The following is a 20,384-nucleotide window of genomic DNA, read 5'->3' as shown; positions in this document are numbered from 1 at the left end:
GGGCGGCGTCATGGCGCGGAGTACCGTTTATACCCGCCCCCCCCAAATGCTGAGGCATCGTCGTTTCGAAGAATTCGGCGATCTCAACTACATCAGGCGGTTGAGATATTTGCAAATGACATACCCATAGAAAAGGGGCCGGCCCATAGAAAAAGGGGCCGGAATGACCCGGCCCCTTTTGACTTTAAAGATGTGTCTATCAGTTGGCGGCAGGTGCTGTGGGCGTTGCCGCCCCAGTTCCAGCCTGCGAACGGAAGAACTTGAAGAATTCCGAATTCGGCGACAGCACCATGGACGTCCCGGTCGTGCCGAGCGATGCCTCATAGGCTGCCATCGAACGGTAGAATTCGAAGAAGGACGGATCGCGCTGATAGGCATCGGCGAACACCCGGTTGCGTTCAGCATCACCCTGACCGCGCAGGATTTCCGAATCGCGCTGCGCATCGGCCTGCAACTCGACAACCTGACGGTCGGCGATGGCCCGGCGACGCTGGCCCTCTTCATTACCACGCGCCCGGATCAGTTCGGCTTCGGCCAGACGCTCGGAGCGCATCCGGGCATAGGTCTGTTGCGAAATCTCCTGGGTCAAGTCGGTGCGGCGAATGCGCACGTCCTCAATGGTGATACCAAGGTTTTCCGCATCCGATTTCAGATCGTCGGCAACCTCCTGCATCATCTGCGAACGGGCATCCGACAGGGCAGCCTCGAAGCCGCGCAAACCGTAGACCCGACGCAAGGATGCATCGAGACGGGTGCGAAGCCGCGCTTCCGCCAGATCGCGGTCACCACCGGAAACGATCCCGATAAAGCGGCGGGCATCGGTGATCTTGTAGATCAGGAAGGCATCGACCTCATAGAACTTGCCGCCGGAAACCTGGACACGGATATTGTCGAGATCAAACCGCAGAGACTGATCGGAAATGATCTGCACCTTGTCGGCGCCGGCAAAGGCGAAGGGCATTTTGAAGTAAAGGCCAGGCTCGCTATAGACCGCCTTGATCTGGCCGAAGCGCACGACGACGGCCTGCTGGCGCTGGTTGATGACGAAAACCGACGAATAGACCAGCAGCAGAACGATGGCTAAGCCGATCAGCACGGCAGGAAGACGATTGGTCATCTTACTTGCCTCCCTGTGCTGGCTGGCTGCCCATGCGGCCGATTTCGTTCAACGGCAGATAGGGAACGACACCCTGGCCCTGCTCATCGACGATCACCTTGTTGGATTTCTTCAGAACCTGCTCCATGGTTTCAATGTAAAGCCGCGTACGGGTCACGTCCGGCGCCTTGGTATACTGGTCGTAGATCGAGATGAAGCGCTGTGCCTCACCCTCGGCTTCCTTCACGACGCGATCCTTGTAGGCAGCAGCCTCTTCCCGCATCTGCGCGGACTGACCACGGGCCTGACCAAGCTTCTGGTTGGAATATTGGTTGGCTTCCTCGACGAACCGGTCTTCGTCCTGCTCGGCACGCTGCACTTCATCGAATGCATCAGCGACTTCGCGCGGCGGCGCCGCATCCTCGATAGCCACAGAATTGATGGAAATGCCGGACCCGTAGTTGTCCATCGTGCCCTGGATGATGTTGCGCACGTCCACAGAGATAGACTGACGGGCATCACGGAAAATTTCCTGGGCCGGGCGACGTCCGACGACTTCGCGCATGGCGCTCTCCGCCACCTGCTGCAAAGTCTGCGGCGGGCTTTCGAGATTGAACAGATAGGCCTTCGGATCGCTGACCGTGTACAACACGGAAAACTGCACGTTGACGATATTCTGGTCGCCGGTCAGCATCAGGCCAGCCGTGGAATTGGAGGCCACCTTGGCACCGATATTCTGTTGCTGCTCGGTCACCTTGACCTTCTCCACCGTTTCAAACGGCCAGAGATGGAAATGCAGACCGGGGGCGGAAATTTCGTCCTTCGGCTTGCCGAAGCGCATTTCCACGCCGCGCTCATCCGGCTGCACGGTATAGACCGCCTGGGTCAACCAGAGACCGGCCACAGCCAGCACGACGATCAGGCCCATGCCTCCGCCCAGACCACCGGGAACCAGGTTCTTGAACTGATCCTGCCCGCGCTTGATAATGTCTTCCAGATCCGGCGGCTGCTTGCCACCGCCGCCACCGCCATTGCCGCGAGGCCGGTTCGGTCCCTGCCCCCACGGTCCTCCATTGTTATTATTACCACCGCCGCCGCCCCAGGGGCCGCCGCCGTTCTGATTACTCCAAGGCATCAAAACCTCTTTTTCTGAGAATGCTCCCAACAGCGCCATGGAGCTCGTAAACCCGGCACGACGCTGCAAAACCTCTAGTCTCCTGCACAATCCACGATAAAGACTATTTCAGTCCATAACTGTTGTGCAAAGGCCCGCAACGGCGCCGTCAAAAAGGCATCCACCCGGATTAATCCCGTTATAGGGATCGCGGCGACGCCTTTCAACGAAAAGGCCCTAACTTCTTCGATTTCTATGGAAATAAACGGTTATAAAGCCGCTTTTCGCCGATAGATCGCGTAGCGCGTGGCGAAACTGTCGCGTTCGCCCGCCGGCACAGCCTCTTCATGCAGTTTTTCAAACTGTGACGGATCGATTGCCGGAAAAACTGTATCGCCATCGGCAATCTGCGTTTCCACATGGGTCACATGCAGGACATCAGCCAGCGGCAATGCCTGCCGGTAGATTTCACCGCCGCCGATCACGCAGATCTCCTCAACCCCCAAATCCCCGGCAATCTGCCCTGCCCGCTCAAGCCCCGCCTCAAGGCTGCGCACGGTTTCCACCGAGGGCATGGTGATCTCGGCATGGCGGCTGACGATCACATGCGGGCGACCGGGAAGCGGCCGGGAGCCAAAACTCTCAAAAGTCTTGCGGCCCATCACCAGTGGCTTGCCAAGCGTCAGCGCCTTGAACCGCTTGAGATCGGTGCTCAGTTTCCAGGGCATGTCGCCATTGCGACCGATCACGCCGTTGTTTGAGACGGCAACAACAATGGAGATTTTCGGCATGATCTGCTCTCTATATTTACCGGGCGGAGTGGTGTCACAGGCCACCGTAAACGTCCATGAAAAAGGCCGCCGTCAACACGACGGCGGCCCGAAATACATCCCTTGCAGACAAACTATTCCTTGCGCATCGCCGCATCGACACTGAGCGGGCCGGGACCGGCAAAGACGATGTAGAAAAACACGAAGCAGAACAGGATCGCCGGCTCGCCGTGATTGTTCATTGGGTAGAAGCCCATCTGAGCATGCACGAGGAAATAGGCAAAGGCGCACATGCCGGACGCGATGAAGGCGGCTGGGCGGGTAAACAGGCCGATAGTGATCAGCGCGCCGCCAACCAGTTCGATGCAGCCGGCAATCCAGGGCAGCGACATCACAGCCGGGTTCATATCAGAGGGTGGGAAGCCCAGAAGCTTGCTCATGCCATGTTCAAGAAACAGCAGGCCCGCAATAATACGCAGGATGCTGAGGACGGTCGGAGCCCAAGGGCTCAGTCGAGTGAAGATCATGAAACCTAAACCTTTTTAGGAAGAAACGATGTGAGACCGAAACCACAGCTGCGGCATTCTGTCACTGAAATTCTTCATAACGTTGTCGTGACCACCATCGAAAAATTGTATCGTACCAAATGCCGGTGAAAATGGCTTTGGTATTCCCTTTGCAAACATCTCAAGCGGTGCAAGCATTTGAGATGTTTGCAATGCCTTCCAGGCGAGGATGCGTGAGCATGTCAGAGACTTTGTATCACACGGCAATCGGCGCCTTGATGACGGGATCGGCACTATAATTTTCCAGGCTGAAGTCCTCGAAGGCAAAGCCGAAAACATCCTTCACGTCTGGATTGATCCGCATCACCGGCAAGGGTTTCGGCTGCCGGGTCAATTGCAACCGGGCCTGCTCGAAGTGATTGGCGTAGAGATGCGCATCCCCCAGCGTATGAATGAAATCGCCGGCTTTCAGCCCCGTCACCTGCGCCACCATCATGGTCAGCAGCGCATAGGAAGCGATATTGAAGGGGACGCCGAGGAAAATATCAGCGGAGCGCTGGTAGAGCTGGCACGAGAGCTTGCCATCGGCCACATAGAACTGGAATAGGCAATGGCAGGGCGGCAGCGCCATCTCGTCCACCTCGGCCGGGTTCCAGGCCGAGACGATATGGCGACGAGAATTGGGGTTGGTCTTGATGTTCTCGACGAGATTGGCGATCTGGTCGATATGGCCACCGCCGGGCTTTGGCCAGGAGCGCCACTGCGCACCGTAGACCGGTCCGAGATCGCCGTTTTCATCGGCCCACTCGTCCCAGATGGAAACGCCGTTTTCCTTGAGATAGGCAATATTGGTATCGCCCTTCAAAAACCACAGGAGTTCATGGATGATCGAGCGCAAATGCAGCTTCTTGGTGGTCAGGACCGGAAAGCCCTCCGCCAGGTCAAACCGCATCTGATACCCAAACACCGAGCGCGTGCCGGTGCCGGTGCGATCGCCACGGTCGGAGCCGTTTTCCATCACATGCTGCAGGAGATCGAGATATTGCTTCATGGTCGGTGCCTGCCGTTTGTCGTTTGAAACAAGCTTTACCTCCGAAACCCGTGCCAACGGAAGTCGAAACAGCATCAAACACCGTCATATCCCAGCATTTCCAAGGGTATTATCTGCATTTGTCACGAACCCGTTAAATTCAGGTGATGCCGGTCTTTTCATCCGTGCGGAAAACACCTATATCCCCCTTGCCGGTGCTTGCATCGGCTATGGCAATAAACGGTCGGTGAAATAAACCTATTGGACCCGGGGGCGGTACCCGGCGCCTCCACCAAAAACCGGTCGGTCTTTATGACCGGCTTTTGATGGGGGCGAAATAGGATCGACAAGGGCGTAAAGATCGAACTTTTGCTCGGCATGATACCACCGTCATCGGGTCACAAGTGTAGTTGCAAATGACAACAACGCTCAGGGTTACGCTGTCGCTGCTTAATCGCGGTGCCAGAAACCCAAACTAAGTCCTTACGGGTAGCACCGTAAGGCGGGGTTCGGAGGTACCTGGCAACAGAAACCTCCACTTTCTCCCTCCTTGATATCCCCTTGCCTGGCGCTGACCAATGCCGTGCCTGACGGCGGAATGGCTTGTCATCCGATGCGTACTTGCGATCCAACCATTGGCGCGTTCTCCCCTGGCTCCTTGTCTCGTCCTGAGCCGCGCCCCTACCCTCACCCTTGAGTTTGATTTATAGTGATATAGATAGAAGCGGAATCGGGCTTTGCGCCAAAGCCTTGCATGGCTTATAAACAACAGACCCGCGCATCATTCGTGATGCACATGACCGGACGCAGAAGAAAGACAGGACCATATGGGGCAGGACCACATCCGTTACGACATTCTGGCTCAGGACGCATTGCGCGGCGTTATCCGCAAGGTGCTGACCGAAGTCGCCGCAACGGGCCGGCTGCCGGGCGAACATCATTTTTTCATCACCTTCCTGACGGGCGCTCCGGGTGTGCGCATCTCACAGCACCTCAAGGCGAAATATGCCGAGCAGATGACCATCGTCATCCAGCACCAGTTCTGGGACCTGAAGGTCACCGATAGCCTGTTCGAAGTGGGCCTATCCTTCTCCGACACGCCGGAAAAACTGGTCATTCCTTTCAACGCCATTCGCGGCTTCTACGATCCTTCGGTGAATTTTGAACTGGAATTCGATGTGCCGCAGGTGGAAGAAGACGAAAACTCTGCCGAAATCACCGCCTATCCGCTGGCCGCCGAATCGGAAAAATCCGAGGATGGCGCTGCCGACAAGCCGGAAGGCGAAAAGAAGGAAGGCTCTGTCGTCTCCCTGGATGCGTTTCGAAAGAAGCAGTAAGGCGGGGCAGCCAAGGAAAGCAGCGCATGTCGGGCGAAGTCGTTAATCTGCGTCAGGTCAGGAAAGCCAAAGCGCGCACCGAAAAGGAAAAGATCGCGGATCAGAACCGCGTGAGTTTCGGGCGAAGCAAGGCTGAGAAAAATCTGACCAGCGCACTGAACGACAAGGCCCGCGCTGCTCTCGAAAATTCAAAGCTGGAACCGACACCGACCAGTCCTGCGCCCGACGAACAGGGCTGAAAGCGACGTTTGTTTCTATTGCTCCTGCCAGCACTGTCCAAGCCAACATTGCCCAAGCCAGGATGCGGACGTGCCAAACCAGTTGCTTGCCTTTTTATGTCCCCTGAATGGCGCAGTCTATGCCGCTGATCCGCAAACATTCTATTTCCCTGCATGGCCATCGCACCAGCTTTTCTCTGGAAGATGCCTTCTGGCAGGAAATTCGGGCGATTGCAGAAAGCCGCAATGTTGCGATTGCTGCATTGATTGCCGATATTGACAGCAAACGCCCGGCTGATTGCAATCTCTCCTCAGCGCTGCGGCTCTATGTGCTGGAATGGCTCAAACAATCGGGTTCCGATTCGCATTGAAATGCGCTTGCCCGTAAATGGGCCAGTGATTCGGCAATCGATTCGCCAACGCGACAATTTGGGCATTTTATATGCCCCACCAGGGGCCTGTCGTATTCCAGTTTACTGCCTGGTTAACCAAGCTGGTCCGTTTCAGGGGCCTATGAAGTAAAGTTATGTTAATCCGACCGACATCTCCGGACAAAGGTTATGTTGAATAACGTTTCATTAGGGAACGACTACTATGGTCAGGCTGCGCTGAAAGCTGCAGGACGCCCGGGAATGGTGCAGAATTTCTCCACCCGATACGCCCCCTCCAACAGCGCCAACTTCATTTGAAAAGGATTTCAAATATGACAAGCGCAGTTTCTTCCCAGATGTCCATGCCGATGATGCCGCCTATGGGCCGCATGCAGAAGCCTAGCGAAGAGCAGACCACCACCGACGCGACAGCATCGACCAGCACCACCACCACAGCGTCTGCCAGCACTTCTTCCGAGACATCGTCGTCCGCCGAAGGTTCCGCACCTGAGGGTTTCGAAGGCTTTGAAGGCAAGTTCCCGAATTTCGGTGGCGGCAATATGGGTGGCGGCGCCATGCCTCCGTTTGGCCAGCGCGAAGCCTTTCTCTGAAATTTTCTGATCGATCTCTATCGAGACGCAGCACCGCTCTGCCATGATGGCATAGCGGTACTTTTTTGTCTTTTCGCCAGGCGCCAAGTTCATAAGGCCGCAAGGGTGCGCGCAGCAAGCTCATCAGGCAGCAAGCCGCCGTTACTGCGCTCCCGTCATTGCACGCCGGGCAAATCCTGCAACTCCAGTTTAAAACCACTATTCGGCCCATCGCGCGGTGTTGATGGCGCAGCATTGCCAGCACCACGATCCGCCGCTCTCGCCGCCGCCTCCGCAGCCCGTGCCGCGGCATCCGCCGCTGCCGCAGCCTTGGCCTGCGCCGCCGCACGCTCCGTGGCCAATGCCGTATAATAGGCCACTTCTCGCCGCAGCCTTTGCTTTTCCAACACAGCCGCTTGCAATGTTTCCACCCGTCGGCGCTCACGCTCAAAAGCCTGGAGCGATAGGTAGCTTGCCATTTCACGAACATCCAGCTGCCGCTTGGGCGCAGCGAGAGGGCCGCTCAACAGCAGGTGGACGGTCGGCGCGGCATCTCCTGTCGTTGCCTGCCCAGAACCCGTCTGGGCTGCGATAGCCTCCCCAGGCGCAGAGACCGCCGTAGCCGGATCGAAGGCGATCTGGACATTGGCATCGACGTCACCAGAGGCAACCGTCACCACGGCCTGCGTCTCGATAGCCGCATCCTTGGCTGGTACTTTAACCTCCTGCATTCGGGCTTTACCGTCACTCAGCGTAAACGGCATGGTCACGTCGCCCAGTCGGGCTGGTGCGCGGGCCAAAAGCGGTGTGAGGGCTGCGGAGACCTGTTCCGGCGTCACCTCACTGGTCGCAGCCCCAAAAGCCGCCGAGAGCGCCGGAAAGCTGGAGAGGTCCAGTTCCGGGATAGCCAAGGCGGAGAGATCGACCTGGCCGGAACCGTTGACCGATCCAAGCAGGCCTTGGGCGCTGCTACCGCTGCCTTCCGCCATCACTTGTAGCCTAGCTTGACCGGACAGGCCGCTGTCAGGCCAGATCTTGCCCAAGTCGGCATTGGCAAGGGACACTCTGCTGCGCAGAAAAGCCGTGCCTTGGTTGTTGGCGAGAGACATGCGCCCGGACAGCGCGCCGCCGAACAGAGTGCCGGACAGATCCTCCAGCGCCATGCCGCCATCCACCAGCGTCAGGCGCGCTGCAACATCACGGGCGGCGGGCAGCGGGCCAAGATCGAGTGTGCCAGCCTTGAGGGCAATGTCCATTTGCATGTCACTCCAGACGGGCGTCTGCACCTTCGCAGCCGATAACGCATCGGATGCGGGATCCTTGACCGGGCCGATCACCGTCGATGCCAGCCACTCAAGATCAACCGTCTCCAGCCCAACCGCACCGCTGATTTTAACCGCAGAAGCCGTCGGCTCCAACACCAGCGCGCCGGACAAGCCATCGCCTGCAACCGCGCCTTTAATATCACGCAATTGCGTCTTGTCGCCCTGCCGCTCGATGTCGCTTGTCAGGGTCATCGGCAGACCGGTGTCGATACCGGGAAGACTGATTGCATTCATGATCAGCAAGGGGGCAATATCGTCGCTGGCCAGTTCCACCTTACCCTTGCCCTGCAAGAACAGGTCCGCGCCGAGATTGACCGTACCGCTCATCCCAAGCCGGGTCGCCCCCGCCGTCAGCGACATCTGGCCATCCGCTGGCGCAGTCCCCTGCTGTTTCAGTTGCAGGCTCAGTTTCGCTCCGCCATCCATCGGCACCGGCAGCGGATCGAAGCCAAGCTGACCCAGCAGCGCCGAAGGTTCTTCATTGGCAGCGGTCAGCGAAAAGCTCTTTTCAGAATCGTCGAACACATCGAACAGGCTGTCCTGCCTATAGGCAGCGTCGACCGCCGTGCCATTGGCCTTGCCCTGTAGATCGACCTGCAAGCCGCCATACTGTGCATCGCCGAAACGGGCATTCAGCACCATATCGGCATCGGAATACCATTGCCCACTGGAAGCCAGCCGGGCCAGCAGCGGATGCTGCGGCAATTGCTGATGTAGCATGGCCAGAAATCCGCTGATGTCGTCAGCATGCAGCATGACCTGGGCCTTGCCGTTATAATCGGCAAGCGAGCCAGTGGCCTCGCCCGTCGCCTTGATACTGGCGCCGGCAAGATTGCCAATATCCAGCTTGCGCACCGAAAACCCGCCATCCTTGTAGGTAAACAGACCATCCACATCGCGCGCCGTAATGCCGAAGGCCGAAAACGCATCAACCTTGATGTTACCGGCGATCTGGTGGCTCAGCAGCGCATCGTCGCTGGCATCACCGGATACCAGCGAAGCCAGCGCTTTCGTTGCATCGAAGTCGAAGGCATTGCCGGAGAGATCAAAGGACAGGCTGGGCATGACGCCATCGGCCGACTGCCGTTCAAGACGCCCATGCAGGCTGGCTGGCCCGATCGCCAATTCCAGCTTGTCGAACCGTTGCAGGTCGGACGTCAGGTTGACGTTGGCGGAAAAGCCCGCCGTACGCAATTGCCGGATAGCCGGATCAACATCGCCCGATAGCCAGGAAGCCAGCCCGGACGGTTGGCTAGAGGCAACCAGCAGCGAACCGTTAAAGGAGGCCTGACCTTTCAGTTGTAGCCGTCCCGCGGCTTCCGCCTGGGTGCGGCCCGGCAGGGTGGCAACCGCCTTGTCCACCTGCCAGCCGGTTCCGGCTGGCCGCAAATCCAGGGTAATATCCCGGATCACGGTATCGCCAGCGACAATCGCCGGCAGTTTCAGGCTGGCGCGACCCGGCATGTCGGGAATGGGGATCCGGTCTGCGAGCGCGATCAGCGACTGGATGCGCTGACGGGCGGAATTCTGCATCTGCCGACCGGTCTTGCCCTTGGGCAGGCTGGGCGTCAGCTTATCGACGTCAATCTGCTGGCCCTCGGCTGTCAGCAAGAATTCCGGTGCCTTGCCGCTATCCAGCGTCGCCTCGCCGGTGATGATATAGGGCTGGTCGCTGGCGCCGATTTCCATCCGGTATTCCGGTATCCGCACCCGATCATTGGCCAGTTCGAACTTGCCCTTGATGCGCGGCGGCAGCACCGGATTGCCCATTGGTGCGCTGACCTGACCGTCCTCAACATTGGCGCGCAAGGCAGCCAGGAAGCTACCCTGCAATGTCGGACGCTTGTCGACAAGCGCGAGATCGCCGGACAGGTCGATATCGACGGGCGTCGCATCCGGGGCGATATGGATTTTCACCGGCACGGCCCCCTTGGCCGGATCCGGCTGAAGGCTGGACAGCGAGAAATTGCCGGACTGGCCATCCAGCGCCCCCTGCCCCAACACCGTCCAGGGACCAGCCAGCGAGCGGGCCGTCATATCGGCATTGAGACCGCTGATCTCACGGGTGCGGCCTGTCTGCTGATCGACCAGGGTCACGGCACCATCGACGACCGTCACCTTTTCCAGCACGACATTGCGGCCCGGCAGGCTTGGCTGGCTGCCCTGCAACCAATCCAGCGAACCGTCCGGCAACAATCTCAGCCGCACATTCGGCTGCTCGATCCGCATGGCGAAAATCCGTGCTTCGCCGGACAGAAACGGCGCAAGCTCGGCATCCATGGAAAACCGCGCCACATGCGCCAGCGTCTTGCCGTCAGTACCCGGCCCGACGGTGACGTCATTCATCGTGATCGACGGAAACGGCAGGATACGCGCCTCGACAGCGCCGTGGACCACCACCTTTTTACCAAGAAGACGGCTGGCCTGATCCTCGAAATCCTTGCGGAAATCCGTCCAGTTGACGAAAAGCGGCGCCAGAAGCGCGGCAAACAGCGCCACCACGACCAATCCGCCAAACGCGATGAACAGTCTGCCTAGCACTGCGACTCCCTATGTTGTTTCATGTTGTTGTTTCATGCCCGTTATCATAACGGCTTACTCATTATCGTAACGGCTTTAAGCCTGCGGATCAAAGCCGGAAGATCTTGCCCGGATTAAACAGATTGTCGGGGTCCAGTCCACGCTTTACCTGACGCATCACATCCAATGCACCGCCAAGCTCTGCTTCCAGATAGGACATCTTGCCCTGGCCGACCCCATGTTCGCCAGTGCAGGTGCCGTCCATGGCCAGCGCCCGCTCGTTCAGCCGCGCCATGAACGCCTCCACCTTATCGACATTTTCGGCGTCCTTGTCGTCAAACAGGATCAGCAGATGGAAATTGCCATCGCCGACATGGCCGACAATCGGCGCCAGAAGCCCGGTCTCGGCAATATCGGCCTGGGTTTCAGCCACGCATTCCGCCAGCCTGGAGATCGGTACGCAGACATCGGTCGACAAGCCCGCCAATTCCGGGGCAAGCGCCCGGCCTGCCCAATAGGCGTTGTGACGTGCCTTCCACAGTTGGGCGCGCTCCTGCGGATCGGAGGTGAAGCGCAGGTCTTCGGCCCCATATTCCTCGGCAATGGCGGCGAATTGCTCCGCCTGCAGGGCCACCGTCTGCTCCGTGCCATGAAACTCCAGAAACAGCGTCGGCCTTTCCGGCAGGCTAAGGTTGGAATAGGCATTGCAGGCCCGGACCTGCATGGCGTCGAGCAGCTCGATCCGCGCCACGGGAATGCCCATCTGGATGGTCATGATCACAGCATCGCAGGCCGATTTGACATCGGCAAAGGCGCAGACACCGCCACCGATCTTTTCCGGGATGCCTTGCAGTTTGAGGGTGATCGAGGTGATCACGCCCAGCGTGCCTTCAGCACCTACAAACAGCCGGGTCAGATCATAGCCCGCCGAGGATTTACGGGCGCGGTGGGCGGTGCGGATTTCTTCGCCATTGGCGGTCACCACTGTCAGTGCCATGACATTGTCCTTCATCGTACCATAGCGCACCGCATTGGTGCCGGAAGCACGGGTCGAGGCCATGCCGCCGATCGAGGCATTGGCACCGGGATCAATGGGGAAGAATAGACCGGTATCGCGCAGATAGGTGTTCAGCGCCTCGCGCGTCACGCCGGGCTGAACGGTGCAGTCGAGATCCTCGGCATTGACCTCGAGAACCGTGTCCATCCGGGTGAAATCGATGGAAATGCCGCCATGCGCCGCATTGACCTGCCCCTCCAGCGAAGAGCCAACCCCGAACGGCACCATCGGCACCTTATGCTGGGTGCAGATCCGCACCACGGTCTTCACGTCCTCGGCGCTTTCGACGAAAACCACCCCATCGGGCAATTGCGCCGGCAGATAGGTGGTGGTGTGGGCATGTTGTTCCCGGAAGGACTGGCCGGTCTGGAACCGCTCGCCGAAGGACTGCTTGAGCAGATCCAGAACGAGTGCAATCCCCTCTTCGTTGCGCATTCCCGCCACGACATCCTTCCTGCTCATGCCCGTCTCCCTGCATCTCGAACCATTTTGTCAATTGGTTGCAGGTATGGCCAGAGCAGACAGGCTTGTCCAGTCATTGCGGCAGGAAATGCCGATATCATGTCAGGGTTAAAAGAACAGTCAGCCGAACCGCCCGGTGACATAGTCGCTGGTACGCTGGTCACCAGGGGCGCTGAAAATCACCTCGGTGCGGTCGAATTCCACCAGTTCGCCCAGATACATGAAGGCTGTATATTGCGAAATGCGCGCCGCCTGATGCAGATTGTGGGTGACGATGGCGATACAATAGGTGGACCGTAGGGTTTCGATCAATTCTTCCAGCTTGCTGGTCGAGATCGGATCGAGCGCCGAGGCTGGCTCGTCCAGCAGCAGCACGGACGGCTTGACGGCAATGGCGCGGGCAATGCACAGGCGCTGCTGCTGGCCACCGGAAAGACCAAGGCCGCTCTGGTGCAGCTTGTCCTTCACCTCACTCCAAAGTGCTGCTTCCTGAAGTGCTGCTTCAACGCGATGATCCATATCCGGCTTGGACAGCTTTTCATAAAGGCGGATGCCGAAGGCGATATTCTCATAGATCGACATTGGAAACGGCGTCGGCTTTTGGAAAACCATGCCGATCTTGGCGCGCAGCCGGTTCAGGTCTTCGGATGGGTTGAGAATATCGCGTCCGTCGAGCAAAACCTCACCCGTCACCTTTTGACCCGGATAAAGATCGTACATCCGGTTGAAAATCCGCAGCAGGGTGGATTTCCCACAGCCTGACGGGCCGATAAAGGCGGTGACCGTGCGGTCACGCAGGCCGAGATCGACATTTTTGATCGCCTGATAGCCGTTCTGGTAATAAAATGACAGCTGCTTGGCCTCAACCTTGATAGGGCGGCCGATATCGGACGGATTGAAGGCTTGCAGAGGCGCGCGCATCAGGGGCGTCCTTGTACCCGTGTCAGACATTTGCATCTATCTTTCCTTCTTTCCGAAGAATAGCCCCGCCGACAGGCTTCGTGCGACGATATTCAAAAACAGGATCGTCACCGTGATCAACAGCGCCCCGCCCCAGGCTAACCGCTGCCAATCCTCATAGGGGCTCATGGCAAACTGGAAGATCACCACCGGCAGATTGGCAATCGGCTGACTGAGATCGGCGGTCCAGTATTGATTGTTGAGCGCGGTAAACAGCAAAGGCGCGGTCTCGCCGCTGATACGCGCGACAGCCAGCAGCACGCCGGTCAACATGCCGGAGCGGGCGCTGCGCCAGATTACCGAGGTCATGATTTTCCAGCGGGGCGCGCCAAGTGCTGCCGCCGCCTCACGCATCGCATCCGGCACCAGCGCCAGCATATCCTGCGTGGTGCGGTTGATGACCGGAATGGCAATCAACGCCAGCGAGGCGGCCCCGGCATAGCCGGAGAAATGCCGGAACGGCACGACCAGCAGCGTATAGACAAACAGGCCGATGACGATGGACGGTGCGGCCAGCAGGATATCGTTGACGAAGATCGCCACCGTGCCAAGCTTCGTGCCGCGCCCGTATTCCGCAAGATAGGTACCGGCCAGGATACCGATTGGCGTTGCCACCACGGTTGCCAGTAGCGTCATCATAAATGAGCCGTAGATGGCATTGGCAAGACCGCCATCGGAGCCGGGCGGCGGCGTCATCTTGGTGAAAAGGTCAAGCGTGATCGCTTGCAGACCATTGCTGAACAGCGTCCAAAGGATTGCCGCCAGAACGGCGAGACCAAGAATGGCCGAGGCCAGCGACAGGCCAAGGGCGATACGGTTGACGAGATAGCGGCGAGAAACAATCGACATCGGCTGGCCTCAAAAACTTTCACTGCGCCCGATGAGCCACTTGGCAAGCGCCAGCACTGCAAAGGTGATGAAGAACAGGATGAGACCAAGCGCCACCAGACTGGACGTATAGAGATCCGACGTCGCCTCGGAAAACTCATTGGCAATCGAGGCGGAAATCGTGGTGGCGGGCGACAACAGCGAGGTGGCGATCCGGTGCGAATTGCCGATCACGAAGGTGACTGCCATGGTTTCGCCCAGCGCCCGGCCAAGGCCCAGCATGACGCCGCCGATCAAGCCGCGCCGGGTATAGGGAATGATGATGTGGAAGACGACTTCCCAGGTGGTCATGCCCATGCCATAGGCCGATTCCCTGAGCAGCACCGGCACCGTGCCGAACACGTCGCGGGTGACAGACGTGATGAACGGAATGACCATGATCGCCAGCACGATCCCCGCCGTCAGAAGACCGATGCCATAGGGTGCGCCGCTAAACAGCAGGCCGAGAACAGGCACATTTCCGAATGTGGCGATCAAAGCGGGCTGCACCACGGATTGCATGACCGGCGCCAGCACGAAGAAGCCCCAGAGCCCGTAAATAATGCTGGGAATACCCGCCAGAAGCTCGATGGCCGTGCCGATGGGCCGTTGCAGCAGCGGCGGGCACATTTCGGTGAGAAAGATGGCGATGCCGAAACTGACGGGAACGCCAATAACAAGCCCGATGACCGAGGTAATCAACGTGCCGTAAATCGGAGCGGCTGCCCCGTAAATGTCCTTGGCCGGACTCCAGCGTTCGTTCCACAGAAAGGATATGCCGAATTCACGCCAGGTCGGCAGGGATTCGATCAGCAGTGACAGGAAAACACCGAGAAGCGCCACCATCACCAGCATGGCGCAAAGCCAGGTGGCGCGGATGAACAATGCATCGGCAAAGCGCACCCGCTTGGCGGCAGTGGACCGGGCTTCGTCCTCGCTGATGGTCGGTTGATGGGTGGCAGTCATGCAGGGCTTTCCGAAGGGACGAGGCAGCGGAGTGGTTCAAATATGCAAACAGCGGGCGATGACCGTCCGCTGTTTTTGGAAGAGAAAGACCAGCGGCGATTACATCGCCTTGAAGACCGGCTTGCCGTCCTTCTGGATGCTGTCCCAGGAGTTTTCGATCAGCTTCACCACCGGCTTCGGAATAGCCACATATTCCAGCGCCTTGGCTTCGCCGGTGCCATCCTTGTAGGCCCAGGCGAAGAACTTCAGGGCGGCTTCGGTCGCGTCCTTGTCGGCAGGGTCCTTATGGATCAGCACCCAGGTGGAAGCAGCAATCGGCCAGCTCTTTTCGCCGGGCTGATTGGTGATGACGACGTTGAAATTCTTGGCACCGGCCCAATCGGCATTGGCAGCGGCAGCGGCAAAGCTGTCCAGCGAAGGCTCGACCACCTTGCCCGCGTCATTCTTCATCTTGGCATAGCCGAGCTTATTCTGGATCACATAGGCATATTCGTTATAGCCGATGGCGCCAGCGGTCTGCTTGACCGTGTTGGCAACACCTTCAGAACCCTTGGCGCCGATGCCGACCGGCCACTCAACAGCGGTGTCGGAGCCGATCTTGCTCTTCCAATCAGCGGAAACCTTGCTGAGGTAATCCGTGAAGTTGAAGGTCGTGCCGGAGCCATCGGCGCGATGCACGACAACGATGGCCTGGTCGGGCAGCTTAACGCCCTTGTTGAGGGCTGCAATCGCCGGGTCGTTCCACTTGGTGATCGTGCCCATATAGATGCCTTCGAGCGCCTTGCCATCCAGCACCAACTCGCCCGGCTTGACGCCTTCGATATTGTACATCGGCACGATGCCGCCCATCACCATCGGAAACTGGGTCAGGCCGTTCTTGGTGAGTTCTTCGTCGCTCAGCGGCTTGTCAGTAGCGCCGAAGGTCACGGTCTTGGCTTCAACCTGCTTGATGCCGCCGCCCGAACCGATGGACTGGTAATTCAGGCTGATGCCGGTCTTGGCTTTGTAGGCTTCACCCCATTTGGAAAACACAGGGTAGATGAAGCTGGAACCGGCACCGGAAATGTCGGCAGCAAAAGCCGCACCGGTAAAGGCGACCGAAAAGGCGGCAAGCGCCGCACCCGTGGCGATCTTTTTCATGAAAGTCATCGGAATAATCCCCGTGTTCGTCGAGCAATCTCTTAAAGCCCCAGCGGCTTTTCGAGCGACACTGGCATTGGCCTAAGTCGCTTCCATGAAGCTTTCGTGACAAAATTCCGGCCAGCGAGCGGCATCACGCGGCTGTGATTTTCAGGCCCATAAGCGTAAAGTTGGCGTGATTTTCCTTCCATTTGCAATCAGGTTTCCCTTCCCCTCTTCCCGCCTGTTTTTTCTCAATTCACCGTCCCGCTGCCGGGATTGGAATGAAACAAGAACGTTTTCACTGGCCTTTCAAGGTAGAATCACTACATTGAAGGGCATGAGCAACGGTTTTGACGATATCCCCTTCTTTGACGAAGAGCCTGCACCCCGGACCTCCGCAAAAGGAGCGAAAGCCACGGATGCGCCTGCGCCCCAACAGGAAGGCAGCCCTGCGGCAAGCACCAAAGCTGGGGGCGGATTGGGCATCGCGGCGCGTGCCATGGCCGCGCGCGACCAGAACCGCAATCCGGATTACCTCGCAGGCCTCAACCCGGAACAGCGTGAAGCGGTCGAAACCCTTGATGGTCCCGTTCTGGTGCTGGCGGGTGCCGGCACCGGCAAGACGCGAGTGTTGACCACCCGTATCGCCCATATTCTGGCCACCGGCCGCGCTTTCCCAAGCCAGATCCTCTCCGTCACCTTCACCAACAAGGCGGCCCGCGAGATGAAAGAGCGCGTCGGCGTTCTGGTTGGCGGTGCAGTCGAAGGCATGCCCTGGCTTGGCACATTCCACTCCATCGGCGTCAAGCTCTTGCGCCGCCATGCCGAACTGGTCGGCCTGACCTCGGATTTCACCATTCTCGATACCGATGACGTGGTGCGGCTGATCAAGCAGATCATCCAGGCCGAAGGGCTGGACGACAAGCGCTGGCCCGCCAAGATGTTTGCCGGAATGATCGACGGCTGGAAAAACAAAGGCCTCGACCCCGCGCAGATCCCCGAGGGCGACGCCCGTGCCTTTGGCAATGGCAAGGGCCGCGAGCTTTACGCCGCCTACCAGGCCCGGCTGAAAAGCCTGAATGCCTGCGATTTCGGCGATCTTCTGCTCCACCCCATCCGCATGTTCCGCGCCAACCCGGATGTGCTGAAGGACTATCACCAGCGCTTCCGCTTTATCCTGGTCGATGAGTATCAGGACACCAACACGGCGCAATATATGTGGCTGCGGCTGTTGGCACAGCGGCCAAGCACCAAAGCCGCTGACGGCAAGGTCACAAACGGCACAGTGAATATTTGCTGCGTCGGCGATGATGACCAGTCGATCTATGGCTGGCGTGGCGCCGAAGTGGACAACATCCTGCGCTTCGAGAAGGATTTTCCGGGCGCAAAAGTCATCAAGCTGGAGCGGAATTACCGCTCGACGGAGCATATTCTCGGCGCTGCCGGTTTTCTGATTGCCCATAACGAGGGGCGTCTGGGTAAGACGCTGTTTACCGACCGGGTCGATCCGAACGACGAAAAAGTCGTGGTGCATGCCGCCTGGGATTCCGAAGAGGAAGCCCGTGCGGTTGGCGAGGAAATCGAGCAGCTGCAACGCAACCAGCATAAGCTCAACGATATGGCCATTCTGGTGCGCGCCTCCTTCCAGATGCGCGAGTTTGAAGACCGGTTCGTGACGCTTGGGCTGAACTATCGGGTTATCGGCGGCCCGCGCTTTTACGAGCGATTGGAAATCCGCGATGCCATGGCCTATTTCCGTATGGTCTGCCAGCCCGCTGACGACCTGGCCTTCGAGCGGATTGTCAACACGCCAAAGCGCGGTCTGGGCGACACCACGGTGCGCACCCTGCATGACTATGCCCGCAAACGAGACATTCCGATGCTGGCAGCGGCGTCCGACATCATCGAGACCGATGAGCTGAAGCCGAAGGCGCGCAAGGCGTTGTTTGACGTGGTGACGGATTTCCGCCGCTGGCAGGATCTGCTGGAAAACACGCCGCATACCGAATTGGCCGAGCAGATCCTCGACGAGAGCGGCTATACGGCCATGTGGCAGAACGACAAATCGGCGGAAGCACCGGGGCGGCTGGAAAACCTGAAGGAACTGATCCGCTCGATGGAAGCCTTCGAGAGCATGCGCAGCTTCATGGAGCATGTCTCGCTGGTGATGGATGCCGAGACCAACGAAAATCTCGACGCCGTATCGATCATGACGCTGCATTCCGCCAAGGGGCTGGAATTTGAGACCGTGTTCCTCCCCGGCTGGGAAGAAGGCCTATTTCCGCATCAGCGCGCGCTGGACGAAGGCGGACGCGCCGCGCTGGAGGAAGAACGGCGGCTGGCCTATGTCGGCCTGACACGCGCCAAGCGCCGCTGCCACCTGTGGTTCGTTTCCAACCGGCGCATCCATGGCCTGTGGCAATCGACCATGCCGTCGCGCTTCCTGGATGAACTGCCGCCCGCCCATGTGGAAGTGGCCGAAGTGGAAACCAGCTACGGCGGCTATGGACGCGGCGGCTACGGCCAATCCCGCTTCGATAAGCAGGAACCTTTCACCAATTCCTACTCCACCCCCGGCTGGAAACGCGCCCAGGCCAACAAAACCGACGCCACCCGCGAAAACTGGGGCAGCCGCTCCGGCCACGCGGTGGAACGCATCGGCTACGGCGAAAGCGGCCCCCGCGGCCAAACCATAGACGGCCAGTTAGTCGCCAAGTCCACCAGCACCGAACCATCAAAGTTCACAGTCGGCGACCGCGTGTTCCACATCAAATTTGGCAATGGCAATGTGTCTGTCGTCGAGGGGAATAAGCTGACGATTGATTTTGACCGGGCGGGGCAAAAGCGGGTGCTCGATGGGTTTGTGGAGCGGGCATAGCCTTGAGGGAAATTTTTAATATTTAAACCCTAGATGGCAATCAATAGATTGCACTAGGGGGCACATATGACGGCGTTCAACACATATGATGAGGCAGTGAACCAGGCAATTGGTCAGAAAAATCTGCTTGTAGGCAACGGGCTAAGCATCGCTTTTAGCGATAACTTTAAGTACGCAAAATTGTTCGATGCGGCAAATTTCGAAGATAATAATCCAAAAATCGCAGCAATATTCAAAGCACTCAATACAAAAGACTTTGAAACTGTTGCCGGCGCTATCTTGATCGCACGAAATATATCACATGAGCTTGGAAATGATGATTTTGCAAAAGAATTAGATCAGAAAATAGAAGAATTGAAAAACAATCTGATTGAGGCTGTAAAAAACACGCATCCGGAAGACAAAAATTGCGTAACTGACGATCAATGCAAAAACATACAAAAATTTTTATCGTCTTTTTTCGAAGATGAAGGTTGCGTCTACTCCCTGAACTACGATGCCTTATTGTACTGGGCATTGCTAAGATGGTTCACAAACTCGCCAACTAAGGGTAAATTCGCTGACGGCTTTGGCGCACCGGATAATGGCAGTGTGTACTTCCTTGGAGACATGTGTCCAAAGCCCGTGAATTTTCTTTTTCCTCATGACGCTTTATTTTTATTTGAAGAAAACGGTGATGTTTTAAAACCGCAAGCGGCAATTAAAGAAAAAAAATTACTAGAAATAATAACAAACAACATGGAGCAGGGCAGCTTCCCCTTATTTGTTAGCGATGGCTCACACAGTCAAAAATTAAAAGCAATTAGAAAGAGCTTTTACTTAAATTATGCCTTTGAAAAAATCGGAACCGCGAAGGAGAATTTCTTCATATTTGGCCATTCAATGGATTTAGCATCCGACGGCCATATTATAGAAAAAATATTTAGAAATGAAGAAATTAAGAATATTTATGCATCGTTTAACAGCAGCCGAGATGCAATCGAAGGAAAACTGCTTCAACTGAGAGCCCATGTAAATAGAGATGACAGCAATTTAAAGCTTCATACATACCCTGCAAGCACGGTTTTGTGCTGGTAAAACGGGGATTGGTAAAGCTGTTCTGGACCCAATGAAATGCTGGTGGCGCTTCAATCGATCAGCCACCAGCCGTACCACTTTCAAAATTCAGAAGCACTTCAGTCTTGCATCAAATACA

Annotated in this window: 17 protein-coding genes and 1 other RNA gene; 7 read left to right on the top strand and 11 right to left on the bottom strand. The window is 57.7% G+C overall.

Going from position 1 to position 20,384, the window contains the following annotated elements; genetic code table 11:
• Positions 1 to 199: 199 nt before the first annotated feature.
• From hflC to IEI95_RS15575, 5 genes are all read right to left on the bottom strand, one after another.
• Positions 200 to 1,117, bottom strand: a complete 918-nt coding sequence (gene hflC / locus IEI95_RS15595; RefSeq protein ID WP_156533437.1) for a protease modulator HflC — start codon at positions 1,115 to 1,117, stop codon at positions 200 to 202.
• A gap of 1 nt (position 1,118) precedes the next feature.
• Entirely contained in the window at positions 1,119 to 2,231 is a 1,113-nt protein-coding gene (gene hflK, locus IEI95_RS15590; RefSeq protein WP_041698081.1) for an FtsH protease activity modulator HflK, read from the bottom strand.
• A gap of 248 nt (positions 2,232 to 2,479) precedes the next feature.
• Complete coding sequence (locus IEI95_RS15585; protein WP_156533438.1) at positions 2,480 to 3,001, bottom strand: dihydrofolate reductase; 522 nt, start codon at positions 2,999 to 3,001, stop codon at positions 2,480 to 2,482.
• 113 nt (positions 3,002 to 3,114) lie between these two features.
• A complete protein-coding gene (locus tag IEI95_RS15580) occupies positions 3,115 to 3,507 on the bottom strand; it encodes a DoxX family protein (protein WP_015916452.1) in 393 nt (130 codons plus the stop codon).
• Between the two features lie 235 nt (positions 3,508 to 3,742).
• Entirely contained in the window at positions 3,743 to 4,537 is a 795-nt protein-coding gene (locus IEI95_RS15575; RefSeq protein WP_156533439.1) for a thymidylate synthase, read from the bottom strand.
• A 151-nt stretch (positions 4,538 to 4,688) separates the two neighbouring features.
• Between IEI95_RS15575 and ssrA the strand changes: the two genes are divergently transcribed.
• The 5 genes from ssrA to IEI95_RS15550 all read left to right on the top strand — a co-directional run bounded on the left by ssrA (position 4,689) and on the right by IEI95_RS15550 (position 7,053).
• Positions 4,689 to 5,056: a transfer-messenger RNA gene (ssrA, locus tag IEI95_RS15570) on the top strand.
• 287 nt (positions 5,057 to 5,343) lie between these two features.
• Complete coding sequence (locus tag IEI95_RS15565; protein WP_015916454.1) at positions 5,344 to 5,853, top strand: SspB family protein; 510 nt, start codon at positions 5,344 to 5,346, stop codon at positions 5,851 to 5,853.
• Between the two features lie 26 nt (positions 5,854 to 5,879).
• A complete protein-coding gene (locus IEI95_RS15560; protein ID WP_194416688.1) occupies positions 5,880 to 6,092 on the top strand; it encodes a DUF4169 family protein in 213 nt (70 codons plus the stop codon).
• Between the two features lie 125 nt (positions 6,093 to 6,217).
• Complete coding sequence (locus tag IEI95_RS15555) at positions 6,218 to 6,442, top strand: ribbon-helix-helix domain-containing protein (RefSeq protein WP_071206616.1); 225 nt, start codon at positions 6,218 to 6,220, stop codon at positions 6,440 to 6,442.
• 332 nt (positions 6,443 to 6,774) lie between these two features.
• Positions 6,775 to 7,053, top strand: coding sequence for a hypothetical protein (locus tag IEI95_RS15550; protein WP_015916457.1), 279 nt, complete (start codon positions 6,775 to 6,777; stop codon positions 7,051 to 7,053).
• Positions 7,054 to 7,208: 155 nt separating this feature from the next.
• Here the strand turns inward: IEI95_RS15550 and IEI95_RS15545 are convergent, their stop codons facing one another.
• The 6 genes from IEI95_RS15545 to pstS all read right to left on the bottom strand — a co-directional run bounded on the left by IEI95_RS15545 (position 7,209) and on the right by pstS (position 16,338).
• A complete protein-coding gene (locus tag IEI95_RS15545; protein ID WP_156533442.1) occupies positions 7,209 to 10,898 on the bottom strand; it encodes an AsmA family protein in 3,690 nt (1,229 codons plus the stop codon).
• Between the two features lie 88 nt (positions 10,899 to 10,986).
• On the bottom strand, positions 10,987 to 12,396 hold the full coding sequence (locus IEI95_RS15540) for an FAD-binding oxidoreductase (protein WP_156533443.1): 1,410 nt from the start codon (positions 12,394 to 12,396) through the stop codon (positions 10,987 to 10,989).
• A 120-nt stretch (positions 12,397 to 12,516) separates the two neighbouring features.
• Complete coding sequence (pstB, locus tag IEI95_RS15535; protein ID WP_156533444.1) at positions 12,517 to 13,317, bottom strand: phosphate ABC transporter ATP-binding protein PstB; 801 nt, start codon at positions 13,315 to 13,317, stop codon at positions 12,517 to 12,519.
• 36 nt (positions 13,318 to 13,353) lie between these two features.
• Positions 13,354 to 14,205, bottom strand: coding sequence for a phosphate ABC transporter permease PstA (pstA, locus tag IEI95_RS15530; protein ID WP_156533445.1), 852 nt, complete (start codon positions 14,203 to 14,205; stop codon positions 13,354 to 13,356).
• A gap of 9 nt (positions 14,206 to 14,214) precedes the next feature.
• The gene (gene pstC, locus IEI95_RS15525; RefSeq protein ID WP_156533446.1) at positions 14,215 to 15,189 is read right to left on the bottom strand and encodes a phosphate ABC transporter permease subunit PstC; all 975 of its coding nucleotides are present in this window, start codon (positions 15,187 to 15,189) and stop codon (positions 14,215 to 14,217) included.
• 99 nt (positions 15,190 to 15,288) lie between these two features.
• The gene (gene pstS, locus IEI95_RS15520) at positions 15,289 to 16,338 is read right to left on the bottom strand and encodes a phosphate ABC transporter substrate-binding protein PstS (RefSeq protein ID WP_071206570.1); all 1,050 of its coding nucleotides are present in this window, start codon (positions 16,336 to 16,338) and stop codon (positions 15,289 to 15,291) included.
• Between the two features lie 310 nt (positions 16,339 to 16,648).
• On the opposite strand from pstS, the gene IEI95_RS15515 reads away from it, so the two are divergent.
• Together IEI95_RS15515 and IEI95_RS15510 are read left to right on the top strand one after the other, a co-directional pair.
• Complete coding sequence (locus tag IEI95_RS15515; RefSeq protein ID WP_156533447.1) at positions 16,649 to 19,189, top strand: ATP-dependent helicase; 2,541 nt, start codon at positions 16,649 to 16,651, stop codon at positions 19,187 to 19,189.
• Between the two features lie 66 nt (positions 19,190 to 19,255).
• On the top strand, positions 19,256 to 20,266 hold the full coding sequence (locus IEI95_RS15510) for a DUF4917 family protein (RefSeq protein WP_194416687.1): 1,011 nt from the start codon (positions 19,256 to 19,258) through the stop codon (positions 20,264 to 20,266).
• Positions 20,267 to 20,384: the final 118 nt, after the last annotated feature.

Source organism: Agrobacterium vitis (genome assembly GCF_014926405.1).
Lineage (GTDB): Bacteria > Pseudomonadota > Alphaproteobacteria > Rhizobiales > Rhizobiaceae > Allorhizobium > Allorhizobium vitis_H.
This window is presented reverse-complemented; position numbering and strand designations above follow the sequence as displayed.

What these genes read in the sequence shown, in the direction of transcription:
- IEI95_RS15565 (WP_015916454.1), top strand. Translation starts at nt 5,344, where the DNA reads ATGGGGCAGGACCACATCCGTTACGACATTCTGGCTCAGGACGCATTG.
- IEI95_RS15550 (WP_015916457.1), top strand. Translation starts at nt 6,775, where the DNA reads ATGACAAGCGCAGTTTCTTCCCAGATGTCCATGCCGATGATGCCGCCT.
- IEI95_RS15580 (WP_015916452.1), bottom strand. Translation starts at nt 3,507, where the DNA reads ATGATCTTCACTCGACTGAGCCCTTGGGCTCCGACCGTCCTCAGCATC.
- pstS (WP_071206570.1), bottom strand. Translation starts at nt 16,338, where the DNA reads ATGACTTTCATGAAAAAGATCGCCACGGGTGCGGCGCTTGCCGCCTTT.
- IEI95_RS15510 (WP_194416687.1), top strand. Translation starts at nt 19,256, where the DNA reads ATGACGGCGTTCAACACATATGATGAGGCAGTGAACCAGGCAATTGGT.
- IEI95_RS15540 (WP_156533443.1), bottom strand. Translation starts at nt 12,396, where the DNA reads ATGAGCAGGAAGGATGTCGTGGCGGGAATGCGCAACGAAGAGGGGATT.
- IEI95_RS15560 (WP_194416688.1), top strand. Translation starts at nt 5,880, where the DNA reads ATGTCGGGCGAAGTCGTTAATCTGCGTCAGGTCAGGAAAGCCAAAGCG.
- hflC (WP_156533437.1), bottom strand. Translation starts at nt 1,117, where the DNA reads ATGACCAATCGTCTTCCTGCCGTGCTGATCGGCTTAGCCATCGTTCTG.
- hflK (WP_041698081.1), bottom strand. Translation starts at nt 2,231, where the DNA reads ATGCCTTGGAGTAATCAGAACGGCGGCGGCCCCTGGGGCGGCGGCGGT.
- IEI95_RS15515 (WP_156533447.1), top strand. Translation starts at nt 16,649, where the DNA reads ATGAGCAACGGTTTTGACGATATCCCCTTCTTTGACGAAGAGCCTGCA.
- IEI95_RS15585 (WP_156533438.1), bottom strand. Translation starts at nt 3,001, where the DNA reads ATGCCGAAAATCTCCATTGTTGTTGCCGTCTCAAACAACGGCGTGATC.
- pstC (WP_156533446.1), bottom strand. Translation starts at nt 15,189, where the DNA reads ATGACTGCCACCCATCAACCGACCATCAGCGAGGACGAAGCCCGGTCC.
- pstB (WP_156533444.1), bottom strand. Translation starts at nt 13,317, where the DNA reads ATGCGCGCGCCTCTGCAAGCCTTCAATCCGTCCGATATCGGCCGCCCT.
- IEI95_RS15575 (WP_156533439.1), bottom strand. Translation starts at nt 4,537, where the DNA reads ATGAAGCAATATCTCGATCTCCTGCAGCATGTGATGGAAAACGGCTCC.
- pstA (WP_156533445.1), bottom strand. Translation starts at nt 14,205, where the DNA reads ATGTCGATTGTTTCTCGCCGCTATCTCGTCAACCGTATCGCCCTTGGC.